Origin of the sequence: Bradyrhizobium vignae, from assembly GCF_900324035.1 — a bacterium.
Classification (GTDB): Bacteria; Pseudomonadota; Alphaproteobacteria; order Rhizobiales; family Xanthobacteraceae; genus Bradyrhizobium; species Bradyrhizobium vignae.
Genome location: NZ_LS398110.1, coordinates 7,661,013 through 7,681,373 on the forward strand (window position 1 = coordinate 7,661,013; position 20,361 = coordinate 7,681,373).

The following is a 20,361-nucleotide window of genomic DNA, read 5'->3' on the forward strand; positions in this document are numbered from 1 at the left end:
CTCTGTAGCGGCAACACCAATGTGATCCCGTCACCCCTGAGCTGGCCGCTTCTTCAGCGGCCCTCGAAGAGCGACGGCCCGGCTGCAACGGGGCCGCTCATCCTTCGAGGCTCCCCGCGCGATGCTCTGCATCGCGCCTCGCACCTCAGGATGACGGAGCTAGTTGGGTTACGCCCCCGCCTTGCACGTGATCCCGCCATCGACCACGAGCTCGATGCCCGTCACATATTTCGACTCGTCCGAGGCCAGGAACAGCGCGGCGTTGGCGACGTCGAAGGCATCGCCCATGTGGCCCATCGGCACTTGCGCATCGCGTGCGCGCCACATCGCTTCGACGTCGCCCTTGGCGTAACTATTGGCGAGGCCTGCGGAGTGCTCGACCATCGGCGTTTTCATCAGGCCGGGCAGGATCGCGTTGACGCGGACATGATGGCGCGCGAACTCGATCGCCGTGGTGCGCGTCATCTGGTTCATCGCCGCCTTCGAGGTGCCGTACGTGACGTAGGAGATGCCCATGTGGCGGATCGAGGCGATCGAGGAGATGTTGATGATCGAGCCGCCGCCCTGCTTCACCATCACGGGGATGACGTGCTTCATGGCCAGATAGGCGCTCTTGAGATTGACGCTGAAGACGCGGTCCCAGCTCTCCTCGCTCACCTCGACCACGCTGCCCATCTCGGCGATGCCGACATTGTTGTCGAGCACGTCGATGCGGCCATAGGCCTTCAGGCACGCCGCCACCATCGCCTCGATCTCACTGGCGCGCGAGACGTCGGCCGTGAACGCCATCGCCTTGCCGCCTTCCCCGGTGATGATCTTCGCGGTCTCCTCGGCCGCTGCACCATTGCGATCGACGCAAAACACCTGCGCGCCCTCGCGCGCGAAGGTCACCGCGGTCGCCTTGCCGTTGCCCCAACCGGGCCCGATCGAGCCGGCGCCCACCACCATCGCAACCTTGCCCTTGAGCCGATCCATCCTGTGTCTCCCGTGTTGTTCTTGTAGCCCGGATATCGTTGCGCTCATCCGGGCTGCGGTTCTACGGATCCTTGCAAACTCTCATCGTCGTGACGTTAGCACCGATCGGATGCCCGACAATCTCCGACAGTGTCCGGCACTTCCCGTCATGGCACAGCCGCCACTCTCCCGCCGCGCCCGAATTGCCCAGCACGACCTCCGGCATCGGCGGTCGCTGCGGCCGCCATTGAAACCAGCCGTCGACCAGCCTCGCCTCAGGCGGCGGCTCCATGCCGGGGCCGGTGCCCTTGACGCGCGCCTGCACCAGCTCGAGGCCGGCGGGCGTGACGCGCCAGTCTTCCTGCCAGTCGACCTTCGCGATCGAATGCGTCCATACGAGCGTGAACGCGGACAGCACCAGCGCCTTCACACCGACCGCCGTTGCGAAGCAGAGGCTCACACCGCCTCGACCGCTGCCGGCGGACGCTGCCGCCATTGCCACAGCACGAGCGCCGCAGAGAGCACGAAGCCCGCGGTGTCGCTGAACGGGAATTCGCCGAGCAGGCAGAACGCGGCGCCGAGCGCGACCAGGCGCTCGATCGGCGTCAGCCGCGTGAACAGGAAGCCGATCGCGACCATGCCGAACAGCCCGATTGCCACCAGCGCCTTGACGGTCGCGAGCGCCACCGCCCCGTAAAAGCCGAGCTTTGCCGCCATGGGATCGCCGGCCTGGAGCATCAGGGCCGGCGAATAGACGAAGATGAAAGGGATGACGTAGCCGGCGAGCGCGATGCGCATCGCCTCCCAGCCGATCTTGTCCGGATTCTCCTTCGCGATCGGCGCCGCTGCCAGCGCGGCGAGCGCGACCGGCGGCGAGAGGTCGGCCATGATGCCGTAATAGAACGCGAACATGTGGCTCGCGATCAAGGGCACGCCGAGCTTCGCCAGCGCGGGCGCCGCGAGCGCGGCGGTGATGATGTAAGTCGGGATGGTCGGGATGCCGGTGCCGAGCAGGATCGACAGCAGCATGGTCATGACCAGCGCCAGGAACAGGCTCTTCTCGCCGAGCCCGATCACCCAGCTGCCGAAGATGGTGCCGACGCCGGTCTGCGACATCATGCCGATGATGACGCCGACGATGGCGCAGGCCATGCCGACGGTGATGGCCGACTTGGCGCTTTCGGCCAGCGCATCGCGGCACTCACGCAAGGCCTTGAAGCCGCCACGGATGAAGGCGGTGATCACGATTAGGCCAACGACGACGCTCGCCACCGGCACGATCTGGAGGCCGTCACGCGACAGCGCGGCAACGACCAGCGCAAGGCCGATCCAGAAAATATATCGGATCACCATCGACGAGGCGCCCGTCGTGATGGCGGTGCCGAGGATCAACGTCACGGTCAGCGCGAGGCCCATGCTGCCGGCATAGAGCGGCGTAAAGCCTTCGAACAGCATGTAGACCAGCGCTGCGAGCGGCAGCACGAGATACCAGCGCGTCACCAGCGCCTTCCAGGCGCTCGGGATCTCCGAGCGCTTCATGCCGACGAGGCCGTGCTTGCCGGCTTCGAGATGCACCATCCAGAACGCAGAGGCGAAATAGAGGATCGCAGGGATAGCGGCTGCTTTCACGATCTCCGAATATTGCACGCCGAGCGTCTCGGCCATGATGAAGGCGACCGCGCCCATCACTGGCGGCATGATCTGGCCGCCCATCGAGGCCGTCGCCTCGACGCCGGCCGCGAAGGCGCGGCGGTAGCCGAACTTGATCATCAGGGGGATGGTGAACTGGCCGACGGTGACGACATTGGCGACGCCCGAGCCGGAGATGGTGCCCATCATGCCCGAGGCAAACACCGCGACCTTGGCGGGTCCGCCGCGGGTGCGGCCGAACAGGCCGAGCGAGACGTCGGTGAACAGCTGGATCATGCCGGCGCGCTCCAGGAACGAGCCGAACAGGATGAACAGGAAGATGTAGGTCGCCGAAACGTAGATCGGCACGCCGTAAAAACCTTCGGTGCCGAACGACAGATGCGTGACGATCTGGTCGAAATCATAGCCGCGATGGTTGAGCGGCGACGGCAGATACTGGCCGAAGAACCAATACAGCAGACAGGCGCCGCACATCAGCGGCAGCGCCGCGCCCATCAGCCGCCGCGTACCCTCGAAGATCAGCACGGCAAGCAGCGTGCCGACCACGAGATCGAGCCGGGTCGGATCGCCGTCGCGGGCGATCAGGTCGGCGTAGAAGATCCACTGATAGAGCCCGCAGAGGAAGCCGGCGCCCCCGATTACCCAGCCGAGCGCGCGGCCAAAATGACTCTTCGCGGTGAAGTTGGCGATCAGGCCGAAGGTGAGCAGGATCAGGAAGCCGACATGGACGCCGCGCACCACCTGGCTCGGCAGATAGTTGAAGGCGGCGACATAGAGCTGGAAGCTCGCGAATGCGATGCCGATCCAGTAGGCGAGCTGGCCCCACCAGCCCGGGCCAAAGCCTTCGGGGAAGCCATGCTCGAAATTGTCGAACTCGACCTTGATGGGGGCCTCGTTGGCCTCTGCCTTTTCCAGCATTTCAAATCGTCCTCAGCCTGCGCCTGATAGCATTGGCGCGGGCTCCAAAAACGTCATGCCCGGGACAGTCCCGGGCATTCGCGATTTTCCTCTCCGTCATTCCCGGGCGGCTCATCAAGGCGAACCCGGAAATCTCGAGATTCGGGGTTCGATGCTGCGCATCGCCCCGGAATGACTGACGAGAGTTACTTGATCAGCCCCTTTTCCTTGTAATAGCGGATCGCGCCGGGGTGCAGCGGAACCGGGCTACCGGTGGCGGCGGTCTCGAGCTTGATCTCCTTGCCGGCGGCGTGCGCGTTGGCGAGCTCCGGCAGCGACTCGTAAACCAGCTTGGTCATCTGATAGGCGAGATCGTCAGATACGGCGGAGCTCGTAACGAGATAATTGATTACGGCCGCGGTCGGCACGTCCTTGTCCTGGCCGGTATAGGTGTTGGCCGGAATGATCGCCGAGACGAAGGGCGGGCCGATCTTGTCGACGGTCTCCTTCGGCACCGAGACCACCGTGATCGGGCTCGAGGTCGACAGGTCCTTCAGCGAGGCGACGCCGAGCCCGGCCGATTGCAGTGTGGCGTTGAGCTGCCGGTTCTTCATGAGATCGACGGATTCGGCGAACGGCAGATATTCGACCTTGCCGAGATCCTTGTAGCTCATGCCGGCGGCAGCGAGGATCGCGCGCGAGTTCAGCTCGGTGCCCGACTTCGGCGCGCCGACCGACAGGCTCTTACCCTTGAGGTCGGCGAGCGTCTTGATGCCGCTGTCGGCAGTCGCGACGATCTGGATGTAGTTCGGATAGATCGCGCCGATCACGCGTAGCTTGTCGAGCTTGGTCTTGAAGCCCGCCTCTTCCTCACCGTCCCAGGCCGCTTTCAGCGAGTCGCCGCGTGAACGCCAGCTCGCCGCGGCCCTGCTGCAGCAGGATCAGGTTCTCGACCGACGCCTTGGTGGCCTGCACCTGCGTCTTCACGTTCGGAATCTTGTCGCCGTAGATCTTTCCGATCGCGACGCCCAGCGGATAGTAGACGCCCGAAGTGCCGCCGGTCAGCACGTTGATGAAGGATTGCGCCTGCGCGCAAGGTGCCGATGCCGCCAGAGCAAGAGCCGCGGCCACGCCGAAAATCGTTCGTTTCATGGTTGTTGTACCCCCAAACCGGCGGCGAAATTGGCCGGATGAGGGGTGCGGGTCAACCCATCCAAAAGACAAAACAGGACTGCGGCAAGTGGCCGCTTTGGTTCGATTTTCGGGAACCAGCGGGTGCGGCGAGGTGGCGCAGTCGGGCGGTGGAGCGCGCCTCGCCCAGCTGGTAAGTGCTACTGGAACGTCATATCCAGGCACTTGGAGATGTCGGAGCCGAGACCGGAGGAGATGATGATGCAGCCGCGCACCTTCTGTGCGGTGACGTCGACGGCCCAGACCGAATAGCCGCCGGGGCCGAAGAACGAGTTGGTGTTCGGCGGCTCGGTCTCGGTGGCATCGAAGTCGTAGTGGCCGTCGGTCTCGAAGATGCGCGGCTTCTTGGTGCAGCCGCCGTCGGCCTGGACGTTGATGACCTCCTTGTTGTCGCGGGTCAGCGCCAGGGAGACCTGGCAGCGGAAATATTCCGAGGTCTTGGTGTTGAAGAGATAGGTGTAGGACTTGCAGGTCGCCGTGTTCAGCTTGCCCGGCGCAAGGCCGCGGCTGCACGAAATTCGCTGGTTGTGGCTGAGCTGGTAATCATCGGCCCGGGCTGCCGGCGCCAGCGCCGTCAGGGACACTAAAGCAGCCCAGCAAAGCTTGATCACATGGCGCATCCGAATCATCCCCACCAACAATTTTGTCGAGTTGCGTTCTAGACGGAAAGCGGAACATAGTCGCGAGGGGACGAAGGGAAAATCACAAGCTGCTGGGCAAGACGTGATGCGCTGTGGCGCTTTCGCAAATTGACCCGGACACATCGTTCGTGGTTTGTTCAAGCCTGGAATGTCCCGACCGTGGAGGATGGGATGACGGCATTTTCAATCAAGACATTTGCAACCGTAGCCGCGCTCGGCGCATTCGCAGGGCCCGCATTGGCGCAAACGGGAGCGACGCCTTGGGAGCTCAAGCCCGATATAGGCTACGCCTACGACAAGGACGGCAAGACTTATTCCTACAAGATGGGCACCAGCAACGCCGGCGAGCTGCTGAAGGGCGCCAAGAAAGTGCCCAAGGGCACGCTGTTCTTCATCGGCCACAACGGCCAGCTCTACATGCGCACCGGACCGTATCTGGAGGGTGACGGCAAGTTCAAGTTCGGGCCGGATCAGTAGGGGTTGAGGCGGCGGGGCGACACAGCCGCCACACTCTCGGCGTCATCACCCGCGAAAGCGGGTGATCCGGTATTCCAGAGGCCGTTGTGCTTGAAGCGAGAGGCCGCGGCGTACTGGATGACCCGGTCAAGCCGGAGCATGACGGCGAGATGGGGTAGGACGGAGAGCTAAAACGCGCCCGCCAGCTCCCTTGCGCCGGCTTTGCTACTGTTCGAGTCCATCCGCTCATCCGTCACCGCGAGCAGCTTCGCCACCGTGTTGTGGCGGATCGCGACGGGGTTGCGCTCATAGCCGCCGCGCTGGAAGAAGTTCGAGGTCGGCACCTGCTCGCGCATCGCCTGCGGCATCGTCACCATGTCGAGGCCGGTGCCGTCGCCGGTGAGGTTCATCATCTCTAGCTCGGCCGCGGTGAGCGGACGGCTGTAGCCCTTGGCGCGGGCGAACAGCACCGAGGTCAGCAGCTTGTGGGTCTGCAGCATCGGTCCGATGTCGATGTCGAGCACCATCGCATGCATGGCCCAGCCCTGCGCAGTGTTGCCGATCTTCTCGTGCTCCGACCAGGTGTCGGGCACCGACTTCGCATGCGCCACCATCTTCTTGAGCACGGCGAGCTTGTGCTCGAGCGCCTGGCGCGCAGGTCCTGACGTTCGCGCCACCTTCTCCGAGAGCGCACGAATGAATTCATGCCCCTGCTCAGCAAGCAGCTCGACGCTGTTGGTGGTCAACAGCTGGTTGTAGCCTATTGCCGTCGAGATCGCGCGCTTGCCGCCATGCTCGATGCCCGCCTGCACGTCGTAACCGCCGGTGCCGCCGGTCTCGAACGAATAGACCCGCACCGCCTGCTCGCGCGTCAGCCCCGAGGCGAGCGCGTAGCGCGCATAGGCGCGCTTGAACTCGAGCTCGCTGGACGGGCGTTGCGGCGTGAACTGGTAGAGCTCCTGCGCCGCGCGCAGCAAATCGGCGACCACCGGAATGGGCTTACGGGGCGGGCGTTCAGGCGCCTCCTCCGGCTCCGGGTTCACCGGACGCTTCGGCCCGGTATAGATCGGCGGATGCTCCAGCACGTAATCGTCGAGCGTGATCTGCTGTCCGCTGCGCCGCTTGGCATTGCGGGTCTTCCGCTTCTCCGAGATCTGGCTCCAATAGGCGCCGGCCTCGGCATCGAAGGCGGCGCGCGCGGCCTGATATTCGGCGAGCTTGCGGCGATATTCGAGCACCGCCGGCGAGGCCCCACCTTGCGCGAAAAACTGCGACAGCAGCTGGGCGTTGGCATTGCGAACGGCCGGCGGCAACGTGTCGGCCTCGCCGCCGCGCGCGGCCGGTGCGAGCAGCACGAACGCGAATGGAACCAGCGTCAGGACGCGTCGAATCGATATGTGATGCATGCTGCCCTCTTAGCAGGCATCCGGTAACCGTCACGTTAACGCGCCGTTTACCATCGTCACTTCCAGGCAAATATCGGCTGTTCCAGGTCGATGACGCGGGTGTGCCGGCCCGCCAGCACCTCGCGGAACTGGTAGATCAGCGCTGCCGTCGGGGCATGGATCAGGCTCATCTGGTGATGGAAGCGGATCACGCGGCGGCTGCTCTCGGGAATCGCGACGAAATCGAAAGCGTCCTCGCGTTCGATCGTGGCGAGCGCGATGCGATGAACGGACGCGACCTCGTCTGGGTTCGGTCTGATCGAGGCGCTATCGGCCGCCCAGACCACGACCGGCGTGATCAGATAGCCGGAACGCGTCGGGTAATCGTCCAGCGTACCGAGCACGTCCGCATCCGTGAGCCGAAGGCCAAGCTCCTCGTCGAGTTCGCGCAACGCCGCTCCGACCGGGGTCTCGCCGGGATCGCAGCGGCCGCCAGGCAGCGCCCATTGACCGCGATGGGCGCGCAGATGCGCTGCCCGCAGCGTGAGCAGCAGCGCAGTGTCGTCGCTCTCGCCCGCGGTCAGCGCAACCGCCACTGCGGCGCGCTTCAGCGTCGCCGGCGCATCATCCCCCCGCAGGCGCGTGAAGGCTGCGCAGGCATCCGCGATATTCCGTCGTGTGGCATCGTCGAACGATCTCATGATGCTTGACTACACCACGTCCGCCCCCGATGAAATGAGCTCGCAAGGCCAAGGAACGGACGACGAGATGACCAACAAGGCCGCCGCAAGGCTGAAATCCGACGGCTGGAGCATCCTGGAGACCACGGGCTTCCTGCACCTGATCGGCCCGTTGTGGGAGCGCAGGGTCGACGGTCATTACGAGTTCGCACTCGCCACCGAAGACAAGCACCACAACCGCCGCGGCATGGTCCAGGGTGGCGTGATGATGACCTTCGCCGACCGCACCTGCGGCATGACCGCCCGCTATGTCTCCGGCAAGGAGTACATGGCGACGGTGCAGCTCGACACACACTTCGTGGAAGCCGGCCAGATCGGCGACATCCTGATCTCTCGCCCGCGCGTGGTCCGCTCGACCCGCAGCCTGATCTTCATGAGCACCGAAGTGACGGTGGATAACCGCTGCATCGTGATGGCGAATGGCGTGTTCAAGATCTTGAAGGGGCCGGGGTAGCTGTTCGGTCAGGTTGCCACTGCCGCAACCACACACTCGTCGTCGTCCCCAACCTCGTCATTGCGAGCGCAGCGAGGCAATCCAGAATCCCTCCGCGGACACATTTCTGGATTGCCTCGCTGCGCTCGCAATGGCGACTGTAGCTGGCTATGCTGCCCTCCACCAATATCAAGGACCCCCGCCCATGCAATACCGCCAGCTCGGCCGCAGCGGCCTGAAAGTTTCGCCGATTTGTCTCGGCACCATGATGTTCGGCGGACCGACCGATGAAGCCACGTCACAACGCATCATCGACAAGGCGCACGCCGCCGGGATCAATTTCATCGACACCGCCGACGCTTATTCGAAAGGTGCATCCGAGGAAGTCGTCGGCCATGCCATCGCGAGCAAACGCCATGCCTGGATACTCGCGACGAAGCTCGCCAATCCCATGAACAACGAATTGGGCGATGATCCCAATCGCGGCGGGCTGTCGCGGCGCTGGGTGCTGCAGGCGGCTGACGAGAGCTTGAAGCGGCTCGGCACCGATCACATCGACATCTACTATCTGCACAAGGAAGATCATGCGACGCCGCTGGAGGAGACGGTCCGCGCGATGGGCGACCTGATCCGCGCCGGCAAGGTGCGCTATTTCGGCGTCTCGAACTACCGTGCCTGGCGCGTTGCCGAGATCTGCAACATCTGCGATCGGCTCGGCATCGACCGGCCTGCGGTGAGCCAGCCTTACTATAACGCCATGAACCGCATGCCCGAGCTCGAGCACTTCCCGGCCTGTTCCTATTACGGCCTCGGTATCGTGCCCTATAGTCCCTTGGCGCGCGGCGTGCTCACCGGCAAGTATAGGCCCGATGCAGCTCCCGACAAGGAGACGCGCGCGGGCCGCAACGACACCCGCATGATGCAAACGGAATGGCGGCCGGAATCGCTTCACCTCGCGCAGGAGATCAAGACGCACGCGGAGACGAAGGGCATCACCGCCGGCCAGTTCGCAGTCGCCTGGGTGCTCAACTCCGCCTTCGTCTCGTCGGTGATCGCAGGTCCCCGCACCGAGGAGCAATGGGACGGCTACATCAGCGCACTCGATTATCGTTTCACCGCGGAGGATGAGGCGCTGATCGACCGGCTGGTGACGCCAGGCCATCCGTCGACGCCCGGCTATAACGACCCGGCCTATCCGATCGAGGGCCGCCGCGCACGGACGGCGTGAGAACGGGAGACCACGATGGCGCTTGAAGACCGCTACGGCTTTCCGCTCTCCACCACCTCGCATGAGGCAGCAAGCGCCTATCGCGAGGGCGTCGATCTCATGCTTTCGGGGTGGACCGGCACGGCGGAGACGCTGGAGTGCGCGATCACGGCGGACCCGGACTTCGCGCTGGCCCATATCGCCCGCGGCCGCGTGCATGCTTTCTACCAGCAGGGCGATCTCGCGCGGCAGAAGGCGGCGCTCGCGCGCGAGCTCGTCGCCAAGCGCGGCACCGAGCGCGAGCGCTCGCATGTCGAGACGCTGGCGCTCGCGATCGAGGGCCGGCTGCCGGAGGCGATCGCATCGACGCTGAAGCACGTCGACGCATGGCCCCGCGACGCCGTGGTGCTGTCGCTGCCGCTCGGCGCGTTCGGCCTGTTCGCCTTCTCCGGCATGGCCGACCACGATCGGGCCCGGCACGAGCTCTGCGAGCGCGTCGCGCAGCATTACGGCGAGGACTGGTGGTTCCTCACCATGTCCGGTTGGGCGATGACGGAGAATGGCGACGTCGCGCGCGGCCGCGCCGTCACCGAGCGCGGCTTCAATCTGCGCCGGGCCAACGCCCACGCTGCACATGCGGTCCTGCACGCGATGTTCGAGGATGGATCGATCGACGCGGCCGATCGTCTCGTCGACGACTGGATTCCGACTTACGACCGCGCCGGAATCCTGCACGGCCATATCCGCTGGCATCAGGCGCTCGGCGCGCTCGAACATGGCGACGCCGCACGGGCGCTTGCGATCTATGCCGACGTGCTTCAGCCCGCCGCGACGCGGGCGCCGCCACTCAACGTCATCACCGACAGCGCCTCCCTGCTCTGGCGCCTGTCGGCTTACGGTCATACCGTGCCGCAGGCGCTGTGGCGCGAGGCCGACGCCGCGGCGCAAAAGCTGTTTCCGAAGTCGAGCCTGTCCTTTGCCGACGTCCACATGGCGCTGTTCGCGGCCGCCACGCAGAACCGCGAGGCGCTGGCCGCGCGCCTTGCGGTGATCGAGCAGCGGCTCGCTGACGGTAAGCTGCCGGCCGGCCCCGTGGTGCCGGCGATCTTCCGGGCGCTCGCGGCTTTCGTCGATGAGGATTACGGGACTTGCGTGCAGATGCTCGCGCCGCTCCTCGGCGAGGTCGTGCGCATCGGCGGCAGCCATGCCCAACGCGAGCTGATCGAGGATACCTTTATCGTCGCGCTCATGCGCAGCGGTGAGCTGCCCCGCGCCCGTGCCGTGCTGGACGCCCGTCTGCACCGCCGGCCGTCCCTGCGCGATAAGCGCTGGCAGGCGGCGATAGGCTAGCTCCGCCACGAAAAAAACACCGCTCTGATGGCAGGTGCCTCTTGGGACGGATTGGGCGATTTGGACGAATCGCTGTCGGGGTGACACGGTGGTATTCCAGACGGGACTTGCAGAACAAACGAGATCGCAACCAATTTGCGATACGATCGTTATGGTGCGGAACCTTTCCGCCGCCACGGCCCTCTGGCACACGAGCCCGACGATGCGCCTCTGCCGACCGGTCCTCGCCGCTTTGACCGTGGCTCTGGCAAGTCCTTGTTTTGCCGAGACTTCCAAACCCATTCCGCTCGACAATCCGCAGTTGCAGCAGAACGCCTTCATCGATCTGCTGGCGCTGATGTCCGGCCACTGCAAGACGTTGAGGGTCGCAGGCCGCACCTTCCCGTGCAAGACAGTGGCCTATGCCCACGGCGACAAGGGCCGGGTCAATTTCGCGGTCGCGGTCGACGATCCCAGCGACGACAGCCACGTCGTGTCGTTCTCGGGCGAGAACGGCAAGCGCGCCGACGACAATTCTTACGAGCTGCCGATCGACCGCATGCTGCTCAACTCCAAGGACCGCCCGAGGGTCGACGGCCTGCCGGTGCCGGCCGAGCAGACCTCCACCGGCATCTGCCGCCAGACCGGCAATTTCGCCGCCAGGAAGGTGCACGACGTCACCTGCTCGGCGACCGACAGCGATGGCCGGACCTACGAGCTCCTATTCGTCTCCGACGGCACGCCGGTCAGCGTGCGCCGCATTCGCCAGTCGGCACCGTCGATCCAGGACCCGTTCAAGTAGCTCAGATCACGGCGAGCGACCAGACGTGCCCTGGAGTGCGCAGGGTTCTCCACGTTGAACGCGACCGTCTCCTCGCGCACGCTGAGGCCGGGATGTTCGAGCGAGGGAATGCTCGAGAGCAGATCCCAGGTGCATTCGTAATGGTCGGTGGTGAGCATGCGCCGCCGCGGAGCGAGTAGGCGCCGTTCGCGAGCTGCGTGCCATTCGAAGCTGCCGCCGACCAGCGGCTGCGCCTCCTAGATCGCGATGTCGTGCCCCGGCAGCTGCGCATCGCGAACGAGGAACGCCGCGTCCGCGAGCGATCCAATGCCACCGCCGATGAAATACGCCTTCATGACCCGCCTCGACGTCCCGTTCGAATGTCGCGGCGACATTGCATCGCGCGGCGCGCGGTCAAAGTTGCGCTTGATCAAGGGCAGGCTGCCTGTAGATCACTTGAGTTGAGCCGATTGACTGATTGGCCTCGCCATGGCGTCCTTTCACGACGTCAGTGATTCCCCGGTGACATCGCGGCCAAGCTTCGGAACGACCCATGACGCGCGACCGCCTGTTTCTGCTGCAGCCCGGTTTCGAGGATCCGGCTTTTCCCGGCCAAAGCTTCTATTGCTGGCACTGCGCGCTGATCGAGGGCGTGCTGGCCTCGTTTCCACAGCTCGCCGAAAAGCTCGATGTCGAACGAATCCCCTGGCCACGGCCTCGGCAAGCCGTGATTGCGCTGGTCGGCGAGGAGAACCAATCGCTGCCGCTGCTCGTGCTCGCGACTGGGGCGACGTCGCCGCACCAGACCGGCAGCCACCAGGGCCGCGCCTTCATCGCCGACAAGGACGCAATCCTCGCCGCGCTCTCCGAGCGCCACGGCTTTCCCGATCCGCATCCGTGAGAGCGTGCGCGAAAATCTGCGTGCTCACTCCCGTGTCGCGGACGCGCTGCAGCGTTCCTTGCGCTGCTGCGCAGAGCCGGGACCCACGCAGCCGACACACCAGGAACATGGGCCCGGCTCAGCATCGCATCATCTAAGAGACGCTGCGCTGCGTTCGGGGCACAAGTCCGCAGGCGACGCATCGTCATGCGAAGATAGAACGCGCGGCATTCGAACATCCACTGACGTTAGCGCGTGTTGATCGGAACTCATATCTGCGTCGTTTCGACGCCCGCACTGGCGGGAACACGCTGGATGCTCATCTATTGTCACACGACATTCAACTGGAGTGATGACATGAAATATCTCATTGTCGCGATGGCCGTCGGCGCTGCGGCGCTTACTGGCGGATCGGCGGCGAACGCAGCCGGTGGCACGAGCGCCAGGCAGGCCGCGCAGGAAAGCCAGTCCACCGACATCAGCGCGCAGCGCAGGCACCATCGCTGGCATGGTCACCACCATCATTGGCGTCCTCATCACGGCTATTACCGGCCCTATTACAGAAGCTACGGCTATTACCCGCGCCACGGCTATTACGGCGGCGGCCCCTATGGGTACTACGGCGGCGGTCCCGGCGTGACGTTCAGCTTCGGCGGCGGACGCTGGTAAGACGCAAGCGGCCCGCAGAGATGCGGGCCTCTTTTGCTATCCCTGCAAGATCATCCCCGCCGTCTCCAGGCCACTCGCGAGCGCCGCCTCGACCGTGCCCATGTCGCGGCCGCGATAGAGTGCTTCGCCGGAAAACAGCACCCGCCCGCCTGCACGCGAGAGGATCGCTTGTGCCTCGCGCGTCCGCGGCGTCGCCCACGAATAGGCGCCGCGCGCGAAGCGATCATGCGCCCAGTTGGCCGCAGCTCCGGCCACCAGCTGGCGCGCGATGTCATCGCGCGGCAGGCTGAAGACGGCGGCGAGCGAGCCAAGCCCGGCCTCGATCAGGCCTTGCGGATCGAGGCTTTCCAGCTCCATCGTGCGCGGACCGCCGAACCAGCCCGTAAGCACGGCATGCTGGCTCGGATATTGCGTCCACCACACCGGGATCGCCTGGTCCGACAGCAGGAAGGTCATGTCCGCAAGGTCTTCCTTGCGCTCGCGCCACCATGGCCGTGCGAAGCGCAGTACGATCTTGATGACATTGCCAAAGCCGATGTCGTCGGCAGCAGCAAGCTTCGCGCGCGCCCCCGCCGGCAGCGCGATCTCGCGCAGCAGCGGCAGCGGCACGGTGAGGATCACGCGATCGCAGGCATGCACATCGCCGCCGGCGCATCGAACGGCTACCGCGCCGCCCTCCTCCGCAATGGCCGATACGACGCAACCGAGACGGATAGTCACGCCGTGCCTGCGGCAGTCGGCGGCCAGCACGTCGATCATCGCGCCGTATCCACCATCGATGCGCGCCTGCGGAGCGTGTCCGCCATCCATCCATTCCGCGCGCAGCGCTAGCGTCGACGCGCGCTCAGGATCGGCCGCGTCATAGCCCTCGACCATCCGTTCGATCGAATGGCGCATCGACGCGTACTCGTCCCCGGAAAAATGCCGGCGCAGGAAGTCGGCGACCGTGAGGTCGTCCTTCAAGTCCCTTAGCACGGCCTGAAGCTCCGCTTCGTGAGGATCGAGGCGATCCTCGCGCGAAAGCTTCGTCCCGTCAAAGCTCCACTGTTCGCCTTCGATCTCCTGAAGCGACAGCGCGGCCTCGCGCAGGAGTGCGCGCGTGACCGGCGCCTCGCCATGAACGAACTCGGCGCCGCCATCGGCGGGATAGCCGAACTCGGAGACCGGTAGCGGATGAATGCGACCGCCACAGCGCTGGCGCGCTTCCAGGATCGTCACCTTGCGGCCGGCACGCGCCAGCTCGCGCGCCGCCATCAGGCCGGCCGCGCCCGCGCCGACGATCACGATGTGCTCGGACGTATCGGACATGGCCGCGCCTTACCGGCTCGCGGCTTGAGGATCGTTCTCGATCAGATATCGCAGCAGCAGGACGCCGCCGCCGAGCTCGCGCGTGCTCTCCAGCGTCATCGCCGTGATCGGCGCGCGCCGCTCGCTGTCCGCCTCGGTCGAATCGAACACGAAGGGGGCGCCTTTCGCGCCGTCGATCGCGGGGCTGAGGATCAGATTGAATTCGTCGATGAGGCCGGCGCGCAGGAACGCGCCGTTGGCGACGCCGCCGCCCTCGACCAGCAGACGCTTCACGCCGAGTTCATGGCTGAGAATGTCCAGCGTCAGGGCCAGGTCGATCTCGGATTTACCGGCAAAGATGTAGGACACGCCCTCGCCGCGGAGGCCAGCGAGATGCGAATCCGGAACGTTCTCGGTCAGCACGACGACGATCGGATCGCCGCCGATGTCCGCACGCCCCCAGCCGATCTTGCCCTGGGCATCGAGCACGACCCCATAGATTTTCGCATCGCGCTGCGCAAACCAGTTCTCGCGTGGAAATTTCGCGTTCGTCACGGGATAAGGCTTGCCCTTGGCGAACTCCGACCCGGTGACGCGGCCGATCACCCAGGCATCGCCGCCGAGCTCGTCGTGGATTTTTTCGAACCAATCCGTGCCTGCGCCCTTCGGACGCCAGCGGCTGGGATGTGTGCGGCCGTCGAGGCTCGAGTGCATCAGACAGATGACATACGGCTTCATGCAATCCTCCGAGTAGCGCTCAGGCCGCCGATCCATCGCCGCCTGCATTCTCCTTGGCGCGCGCGTTCACGATCAACGCCAGCGGATTGAGCTTTGGCGGCGCGACGAGCTGGAGCGTGTTGGTGTCGCGATGATTGAACGGCGCGCCGCGCACGAACAACTCGGTCTGGATCAGATAGGTCCAGCTGCCATCGTCGTTGAAGGTGATGTCGCAGCGGTAAGCATCGGTGCGGAAGGCCTGTTCCAGAAAATCGGTCGAGCAGATCCCGTAAGCGGTGTCGCCGCGCTTGGCCGTGACCGAGATTGTCCTGTCATCGGGCCCGGCCTTGCCCGAGGCCAGCAGCACCTGTCCGCGCGGGATCGCCAGCGTCTGCATGACCAGACCGGTCGCCGGCTCCCACAGCCAGTAGCCGACCTGGTCGTGGAACGTGATGTCTTCCTCGGGTGTGTTGATGTGGATGTGATAGCGTAGCCCGTACAACAGCTGCGGCCCGTTGGCCTGCGGATCGATCGGATCCATTCGGATGCGCTCGATGAACGTCCGCCGCTCGGGCCCTTCCGCCTTCGGATTGATGTCGATGCCCTTGTCGGCCTGCCAGGTGCCGGCAAGACGGCGGAGCGGGCCGAGATTGGCAAGTCCGTCGGGCGAGACGTCCTCGGGCTCGGTGAAGATATCGGCGGGAATGGGGAGCATAGAGGCCTCGCGGGGTTGTCGGGGCCAGCAATATCACAGGCAGGCGCGGCGTGAATTCAACTCATGCCGCCGACAGGCATTCGAGCCATGCGATGATGCTCGTTGCATTCGGCCCCGTCCTCGAAGCGACAGCCTGCAGGCTGCCGCCGTTGCTGACGTTGCCGGTGTAAGCCGCAAGCCACTCTCAAGCCGCCTCCGACGTTGATCTCGCACGCTGCTCGAGCATGCCGATCGTCGCGACCAGATTATCGCGTCGGGCGCGAAGGTTGAGCGCAAGAAGCGGGTAAGTCGGCTGGTGCACGTCGAACACCCCGGCGCGAGCTTCTTCCTCGAGAATATCGGTGTTGATCAGCCGAACGCGCCACCACAAATCCGCGATCAACGCGTCGAGCCGGAGTTCATCAGCAGCACCAGAACGGGACACTTCCTGCATCGCTTGCCTCAACCTGAAACGGCCTCTTCGCCGAGGCCTGGCTTGGGCCCTGCTTGAGCAAGCACAGTGCCAGGAAATGTCGGGCCGCGATCTGGCTTGGGAATTAGCTCCGCGCGGCGCTGCTTCGGCTCTCGTCGGAGGCCGAACGTGTCAGTGGGCCGACCAAGCCTTATCGTCTAAGCCATTCATGATGCGAGGCAATTTATACGAAGGAAGATCACCTGCTCAGCTTCTGCTCTTGGATGCAAGGGCTGCAGTGGCGCCATGACGACAAACGCCGAAGGCATTCGGCTCACGCCGCCCGACCTTTGCGGCGCCCCGTGCGGTCTTGCCAGGAGAGGCCGGCGAGCGGCACGGGCTTGCTGAAGTGAAATCCCTGGCCGAGCGGGATGCCGAGTGATTGGAGCCGTCTGACCTGTTCAGAGGACTCGACCCCCTCGGCGACGATCGACAGCTTCAACGTCTTCGCGAGCTGCACGATGGACTTCAGCACGGCGACGGTCTCGCTTCGATCGATCCGGTCGATGAATGACTTGTCGATCTTGACCTTGTCGAACGGAAACGCCATCAGGTAGGACAATGACGAGTAACCGACACCGAAATCATCGAGGGCAATGGAGACGCCGAGCGCCTTGAGGCGCTGAAGCGTCTTGAGGTTCTCCTCTGTGTCGGCGAGAAATACGCTCTCGGTGATCTCGAGCTCGAGCCGGGTTTGCGGAAGGCCACTCTCCACCAACGCAAACGTCACGGCGTCGACGAGATTGGTGCCGGCAAATTGCAGGGCAGAGAGGTTGACGGCGACCTTGACGTCGGCCGGCATGCTGGTCGCATCGCGACAGGCTCTGGCGAGCACCTGATTGCCGAGCTCGACGATCAGTCCCCCCGCCTCCGCAACGGCGATGAACTCTGCCGGAGGAATGTAGCCCCTGCTGCGGTGATGCCAGCGCGCCAGGGCCTCGACCGATTTTACCCGACCGGTGCCGAGCTCGATCACGGGCTGATAAAACACCTCGATCTCCTCACGCCAGATCGCTTCGCGCAGCTCGATCTCGAGCACGTTGCGCTGCTCCGCTTCGGCCTTTAGCTCCGCTGAATAGACGTGGAAACAGCTTCGGCCGGCATTCTTCGACCTGTAGAGCGCAAGATCGGCGTTGCGAAGGATCTCGTCGACCCGCGTGCCGTGCTCGGGCACGAGTGCAAGGCCAATGCTACAGCCGATCACGACCGGATGGCCATCGATATGATAGGGCTCGGCAATGGTCTGGACCAGCCGCGCCGCCAGACTTGCAGCGCCGCCGCGCATCGCGGCCCGGCCCGGCGCCACGATCACGGCAAACTCGTCGCCGCCGATCCGGGCCGCCATGTCGATGTCACGGATCTGCGCCTTGATCCGGACGGCGACCTGCTTCAGGAGCGCGTCGCCGCATTGATGGCCGAGCGCATCATTGACGGACTTGAACTTGTCGAGATCCAGCAGGAGTACTGCAAACGTAGGCTCCAGCGGGCGCGAGCCGGCCAGCGCCTCGTCAATACGCTCCTTGAACAGATTGCGATTGGCAAGGCCGGTCAGGCTGTCATAGTGCGCGAGCTTCTCGATCCGGTCCTCGGACGCCTTGCGCTCGGTGATGTCCTCGTGGGTGGCGACCCAGCCACCGCTCTCGCGACGGCCGTAGGAGATGTAGACGACCCGTCCATCCGGAAACTGGACGGTGTTGGACGTGTGCTCCGATTGAGCGAGCCGATTCTTCAGATCGACGAGATAAGCCCCGACGTCGAGCACGGCGGTCTGTTTCGCGAATACATCCCGGAAATCCATGCCGATCCGGATCTCCTCAGGCACCAGCCCATAGAGTTCGAGCCATTGCCGGTTGAACGCGATCAGGCGGTCACGGCCGTCGAACATGCTCAAGCCCTGCGGAAGGTTTCGGAGCGCATCCTCGAACTTGCCGGCAAAATCGCGCAGCTCACGGTGGGCACGATCCAGCGCCTGTTGCCGCCGCCAATGGAATGCCGCGGCGGCCACGATGATGAACGTGAGCAGCAGCGTGCCGCCGAGATAGACCTTCTGTCTGAAGGCGGCGCGGGAATAGATCTCCTGCTCCGAAATGCCGACCGTGAGGATGAGCGGAAACGCGAGCGACCTGCGCGCGGTGATCAGCCGGTCACTGCGGTTCGGCCGGTTCTCGTTCCAATATTGTGCATAGAAGCCGTCTCCCAGCTCACCCTCGACGCGGTTCGGCGCGCGTTGTCCCAGCACGGAGCCCTGGTCCACGCCGCGCGCGGCGAGCACGACATGGTTCGCATTCCTGAGCACCAGCGTTCCTCCGGCACCCAGCTTCGCCGTTTCGTAGAACTTGCCGATGAGGTCCACGCTGATCGAGCCGACGACTACGCCGGCCGGATTCCGCGCAAGGTCGAACACCTTTCTCGCGAGCTGGATGGTCCACTGGCGCGACACCCGCCCCACCACCGGCTTCGCCACGTAGAGGCTATCATCGGCTTGCGCCATGGCCTCGATGAAGTGCTCGCGATCGCCGAGATAGAGCGGCGGGCCGGAATAGCCCGCCGTGGTATCGAGCAAGTAGCCGTCCGGTCCGATCAGCGAGAACTGAACCACGTCGCCACTCGCAATGCGGGTCTTGTCGGACCAGAACTTCAGGCTGAAGGTCAGCGGGTCCTGGGCGTAAAGTGCGCGCACCACCAGCAACGACTGATCGACCTGTTCGAAGATGCGTTCGGTGTTTTCCTCGAACAATTCGGCGACGCTATCGCCGTGCGACCGCGCCTGCTCGACCGCGTCCGCCCGCTCCGATGACGTGATCGCGAAGTAGCCGATCCAGACCAGGGGCAGGAAGAACAATGCGATCTGCAGTGGCGCATTGCGCAGAACCGTCAGCGCCGCCCTGCGGAGTGATCTCGGGCGCATGATCATGCCCGCTCGCGCCAGCCACAGCGGCCGAACAGCGCTGATCGCCGAAAACAGCATCGCCTCTCTCCGCCTCGATTGCACAGAGACGGCCACGGCCGAAAGCGGGACGCGGGCCTGTCCATGGCCCGAATCTAGTCAGGACAGCCTTAAGTTTCGGTTGGAACAAAGCTTAGCTTTTGGCTTGCGAGGTCCGTATGACCACGGGAGCATGGCGGCTTTGAGCGGCATGGCGGTGTCCAGGTATTGACAGTGATGGTGTCCTACCAACACCCGCGCGGGGGCTTCTCACATCGCGCGTGCAAGCATGATCGCACCGGACAGGATGAGGGCCCCGCCTGCCGCATGGCTCAGTCTTCGGCCAAACGGCAGCAGCTTCTCACCGGCGACATAGAGCGCGATGGCGATGATCCAGACAGGATTCATCACGCCACCGACGAACAACAGGACCATCAATGACCAGCAGCAGCCGACGCAGTAGCTGCCATGGCGAAGTCCCATGCGGAATGCCCCGCGCGTTCCAGGTTGCCAGTGTCGGCTGAGAAATAGCAGTGGGCTGTCGCAGTAGCGCAAGCAGGCATGCTTGAGCGGCGTGAACTGGTAGAGCCCAGCGGCAACCACAATGAGGCCGCCGAGGATGGCGCTGGTGCTTGCCATCGCCATCGACAGCAACCCGAAGCGCTCGAGCGCCCATTGCGTCAGCACCGCGAAGACGCTGAATCCCGCCCATGTCGCGAGATAGCCCGCGAGAAAGATCCAGGCATCGATTGCGGCGCGGGATGCAGTCTCCTGCTTGCGCTTGACGCTCGCATACAAGAGCACGGTGGGCGCCGCGCTCGGCGCCATCATCGCGACCATCATCACCCACCACATCACGAACAGCAGCACTGCATAGTCCGGCGTCCATGGCATCGGCGCCATGTCCGGCATGTCGGCCATCATCTCGGTGTCCATGCCGGCGCCTGCAGCGAGGTAGGCCCAGGCGAGCGCCACGACTGCGGCGGTCCCGATCGCGACGATCAGCCGGTCGCGGTGGAGCAGCTGTTCCAACATCGGGCGCCCCTGCATCG

At 64.6% G+C, this 20,361-nt stretch carries 19 protein-coding genes and 2 pseudogenes; 7 read left to right on the top strand and 14 right to left on the bottom strand.

Going from position 1 to position 20,361, the window contains the following annotated elements; all coding sequences use genetic code 11:
* Positions 1 to 168: 168 nt before the first annotated feature.
* The 5 genes and pseudogenes from BRAD3257_RS36815 to BRAD3257_RS36835 all read right to left on the bottom strand — a co-directional run bounded on the left by BRAD3257_RS36815 (position 169) and on the right by BRAD3257_RS36835 (position 5,312).
* Complete coding sequence (locus tag BRAD3257_RS36815) at positions 169 to 975, bottom strand: SDR family NAD(P)-dependent oxidoreductase (protein WP_122405911.1); 807 nt, start codon at positions 973 to 975, stop codon at positions 169 to 171.
* Positions 976 to 1,036: 61 nt separating this feature from the next.
* Positions 1,037 to 1,450, bottom strand: coding sequence for a DUF1850 domain-containing protein (locus BRAD3257_RS36820; protein ID WP_122405912.1), 414 nt, complete (start codon positions 1,448 to 1,450; stop codon positions 1,037 to 1,039).
* The gene (locus BRAD3257_RS36825) at positions 1,411 to 3,522 is read right to left on the bottom strand and encodes a TRAP transporter permease (RefSeq protein WP_162500480.1); all 2,112 of its coding nucleotides are present in this window, start codon (positions 3,520 to 3,522) and stop codon (positions 1,411 to 1,413) included. The genes BRAD3257_RS36820 and BRAD3257_RS36825 overlap by 40 nt, the downstream gene beginning before the upstream one ends.
* 185 nt (positions 3,523 to 3,707) lie before the next feature.
* A pseudogene (locus BRAD3257_RS36830) lies at positions 3,708 to 4,653 on the bottom strand (TAXI family TRAP transporter solute-binding subunit).
* A gap of 179 nt (positions 4,654 to 4,832) precedes the next feature.
* A complete protein-coding gene (locus BRAD3257_RS36835) occupies positions 4,833 to 5,312 on the bottom strand; it encodes a hypothetical protein (RefSeq protein ID WP_162500481.1) in 480 nt (159 codons plus the stop codon).
* A 192-nt stretch (positions 5,313 to 5,504) separates the two neighbouring features.
* Here BRAD3257_RS36835 and BRAD3257_RS36840 point away from each other — a divergent pair, with 192 nt between their 5' ends.
* Positions 5,505 to 5,810 (top strand): hypothetical protein, encoded by a 306-nt coding sequence (locus BRAD3257_RS36840; RefSeq protein ID WP_122405914.1) that lies wholly within the window; start codon positions 5,505 to 5,507, stop codon positions 5,808 to 5,810.
* 167 nt (positions 5,811 to 5,977) lie between these two features.
* On the opposite strand, the gene BRAD3257_RS36845 is transcribed toward BRAD3257_RS36840, so the two are convergent.
* Both BRAD3257_RS36845 and BRAD3257_RS36850 read right to left on the bottom strand, forming a co-directional pair.
* The gene (locus BRAD3257_RS36845) at positions 5,978 to 7,195 is read right to left on the bottom strand and encodes a hypothetical protein (RefSeq protein WP_122405915.1); all 1,218 of its coding nucleotides are present in this window, start codon (positions 7,193 to 7,195) and stop codon (positions 5,978 to 5,980) included.
* Between the two features lie 56 nt (positions 7,196 to 7,251).
* Entirely contained in the window at positions 7,252 to 7,878 is a 627-nt protein-coding gene (locus BRAD3257_RS36850) for an NUDIX hydrolase (protein WP_122405916.1), read from the bottom strand.
* Between the two features lie 64 nt (positions 7,879 to 7,942).
* Between BRAD3257_RS36850 and BRAD3257_RS36855 the strand changes: the two genes are divergently transcribed.
* The 4 genes from BRAD3257_RS36855 to BRAD3257_RS36870 all read left to right on the top strand — a co-directional run bounded on the left by BRAD3257_RS36855 (position 7,943) and on the right by BRAD3257_RS36870 (position 11,685).
* Positions 7,943 to 8,368, top strand: coding sequence for a PaaI family thioesterase (locus BRAD3257_RS36855; RefSeq protein WP_122406958.1), 426 nt, complete (start codon positions 7,943 to 7,945; stop codon positions 8,366 to 8,368).
* A gap of 184 nt (positions 8,369 to 8,552) precedes the next feature.
* A complete protein-coding gene (locus BRAD3257_RS36860) occupies positions 8,553 to 9,575 on the top strand; it encodes an aldo/keto reductase (protein WP_122405917.1) in 1,023 nt (340 codons plus the stop codon).
* Between the two features lie 15 nt (positions 9,576 to 9,590).
* Positions 9,591 to 10,904, top strand: coding sequence for a tetratricopeptide repeat protein (locus BRAD3257_RS36865; RefSeq protein ID WP_122405918.1), 1,314 nt, complete (start codon positions 9,591 to 9,593; stop codon positions 10,902 to 10,904).
* A gap of 202 nt (positions 10,905 to 11,106) precedes the next feature.
* Positions 11,107 to 11,685 carry a hypothetical protein gene (locus tag BRAD3257_RS36870; protein WP_122406959.1) on the top strand — a complete coding sequence of 193 codons (579 nt, stop codon included), beginning with the start codon at positions 11,107 to 11,109 and terminating at the stop codon, positions 11,683 to 11,685.
* On the opposite strand, the pseudogene BRAD3257_RS36875 reads toward BRAD3257_RS36870, so the two are convergent.
* Positions 11,595 to 12,059, bottom strand: a pseudogene (locus BRAD3257_RS36875) (oleate hydratase). The gene BRAD3257_RS36870 and the pseudogene BRAD3257_RS36875 sit on opposite strands and share 91 nt — an antisense overlap.
* A gap of 158 nt (positions 12,060 to 12,217) precedes the next feature.
* On the opposite strand from BRAD3257_RS36875, the gene BRAD3257_RS36880 reads away from it, so the two are divergent.
* Together BRAD3257_RS36880 and BRAD3257_RS36885 are read left to right on the top strand one after the other, a co-directional pair.
* Complete coding sequence (locus BRAD3257_RS36880) at positions 12,218 to 12,565, top strand: DUF3088 domain-containing protein (RefSeq protein ID WP_122405919.1); 348 nt, start codon at positions 12,218 to 12,220, stop codon at positions 12,563 to 12,565.
* Between the two features lie 336 nt (positions 12,566 to 12,901).
* Positions 12,902 to 13,213, top strand: coding sequence for a hypothetical protein (locus BRAD3257_RS36885; RefSeq protein ID WP_162500483.1), 312 nt, complete (start codon positions 12,902 to 12,904; stop codon positions 13,211 to 13,213).
* Between the two features lie 36 nt (positions 13,214 to 13,249).
* Here BRAD3257_RS36885 and BRAD3257_RS36890 read toward each other — a convergent pair whose 3' ends face one another.
* The 6 genes from BRAD3257_RS36890 to BRAD3257_RS36915 all read right to left on the bottom strand — a co-directional run bounded on the left by BRAD3257_RS36890 (position 13,250) and on the right by BRAD3257_RS36915 (position 20,344).
* A complete protein-coding gene (locus BRAD3257_RS36890) occupies positions 13,250 to 14,521 on the bottom strand; it encodes a flavin monoamine oxidase family protein (protein ID WP_122405920.1) in 1,272 nt (423 codons plus the stop codon).
* A 9-nt stretch (positions 14,522 to 14,530) separates the two neighbouring features.
* On the bottom strand, positions 14,531 to 15,238 hold the full coding sequence (locus BRAD3257_RS36895; RefSeq protein ID WP_122406961.1) for a RibD family protein: 708 nt from the start codon (positions 15,236 to 15,238) through the stop codon (positions 14,531 to 14,533).
* Positions 15,239 to 15,257: 19 nt separating this feature from the next.
* The gene (locus tag BRAD3257_RS36900; protein WP_122405921.1) at positions 15,258 to 15,932 is read right to left on the bottom strand and encodes an FABP family protein; all 675 of its coding nucleotides are present in this window, start codon (positions 15,930 to 15,932) and stop codon (positions 15,258 to 15,260) included.
* 184 nt (positions 15,933 to 16,116) lie between these two features.
* Positions 16,117 to 16,365 carry a hypothetical protein gene (locus BRAD3257_RS36905; RefSeq protein ID WP_122405922.1) on the bottom strand — a complete coding sequence of 83 codons (249 nt, stop codon included), beginning with the start codon at positions 16,363 to 16,365 and terminating at the stop codon, positions 16,117 to 16,119.
* A gap of 292 nt (positions 16,366 to 16,657) precedes the next feature.
* Entirely contained in the window at positions 16,658 to 19,351 is a 2,694-nt protein-coding gene (locus tag BRAD3257_RS36910) for a bifunctional diguanylate cyclase/phosphodiesterase (RefSeq protein ID WP_122405923.1), read from the bottom strand.
* Positions 19,352 to 19,579: 228 nt separating this feature from the next.
* Positions 19,580 to 20,344 carry a DUF2182 domain-containing protein gene (locus tag BRAD3257_RS36915; protein ID WP_244607831.1) on the bottom strand — a complete coding sequence of 255 codons (765 nt, stop codon included), beginning with the start codon at positions 20,342 to 20,344 and terminating at the stop codon, positions 19,580 to 19,582.
* Positions 20,345 to 20,361 lie beyond the last annotated feature (17 nt).

Bases quoted from the DNA above. Each gene is read 5' to 3' on its own strand.
- BRAD3257_RS36890 (WP_122405920.1), bottom strand. From the start codon at position 14,521: ATGTCCGATACGTCCGAGCACATCGTGATCGTCGGCGCGGGCGCGGCC.
- BRAD3257_RS36880 (WP_122405919.1), top strand. From the start codon at position 12,218: ATGACGCGCGACCGCCTGTTTCTGCTGCAGCCCGGTTTCGAGGATCCG.
- BRAD3257_RS36855 (WP_122406958.1), top strand. From the start codon at position 7,943: ATGACCAACAAGGCCGCCGCAAGGCTGAAATCCGACGGCTGGAGCATC.
- BRAD3257_RS36840 (WP_122405914.1), top strand. From the start codon at position 5,505: ATGACGGCATTTTCAATCAAGACATTTGCAACCGTAGCCGCGCTCGGC.
- BRAD3257_RS36835 (WP_162500481.1), bottom strand. From the start codon at position 5,312: ATGCGCCATGTGATCAAGCTTTGCTGGGCTGCTTTAGTGTCCCTGACG.
- BRAD3257_RS36825 (WP_162500480.1), bottom strand. From the start codon at position 3,522: ATGCTGGAAAAGGCAGAGGCCAACGAGGCCCCCATCAAGGTCGAGTTC.
- BRAD3257_RS36905 (WP_122405922.1), bottom strand. From the start codon at position 16,365: ATGCAGGAAGTGTCCCGTTCTGGTGCTGCTGATGAACTCCGGCTCGAC.
- BRAD3257_RS36845 (WP_122405915.1), bottom strand. From the start codon at position 7,195: ATGCATCACATATCGATTCGACGCGTCCTGACGCTGGTTCCATTCGCG.
- BRAD3257_RS36820 (WP_122405912.1), bottom strand. From the start codon at position 1,450: ATGGCGGCAGCGTCCGCCGGCAGCGGTCGAGGCGGTGTGAGCCTCTGC.
- BRAD3257_RS36885 (WP_162500483.1), top strand. From the start codon at position 12,902: ATGAAATATCTCATTGTCGCGATGGCCGTCGGCGCTGCGGCGCTTACT.
- BRAD3257_RS36895 (WP_122406961.1), bottom strand. From the start codon at position 15,238: ATGAAGCCGTATGTCATCTGTCTGATGCACTCGAGCCTCGACGGCCGC.
- BRAD3257_RS36910 (WP_122405923.1), bottom strand. From the start codon at position 19,351: ATGCTGTTTTCGGCGATCAGCGCTGTTCGGCCGCTGTGGCTGGCGCGA.
- BRAD3257_RS36815 (WP_122405911.1), bottom strand. From the start codon at position 975: ATGGATCGGCTCAAGGGCAAGGTTGCGATGGTGGTGGGCGCCGGCTCG.
- BRAD3257_RS36865 (WP_122405918.1), top strand. From the start codon at position 9,591: ATGGCGCTTGAAGACCGCTACGGCTTTCCGCTCTCCACCACCTCGCAT.
- BRAD3257_RS36860 (WP_122405917.1), top strand. From the start codon at position 8,553: ATGCAATACCGCCAGCTCGGCCGCAGCGGCCTGAAAGTTTCGCCGATT.
- BRAD3257_RS36870 (WP_122406959.1), top strand. From the start codon at position 11,107: ATGCGCCTCTGCCGACCGGTCCTCGCCGCTTTGACCGTGGCTCTGGCA.
- BRAD3257_RS36915 (WP_244607831.1), bottom strand. From the start codon at position 20,344: ATGTTGGAACAGCTGCTCCACCGCGACCGGCTGATCGTCGCGATCGGG.
- BRAD3257_RS36900 (WP_122405921.1), bottom strand. From the start codon at position 15,932: ATGCTCCCCATTCCCGCCGATATCTTCACCGAGCCCGAGGACGTCTCG.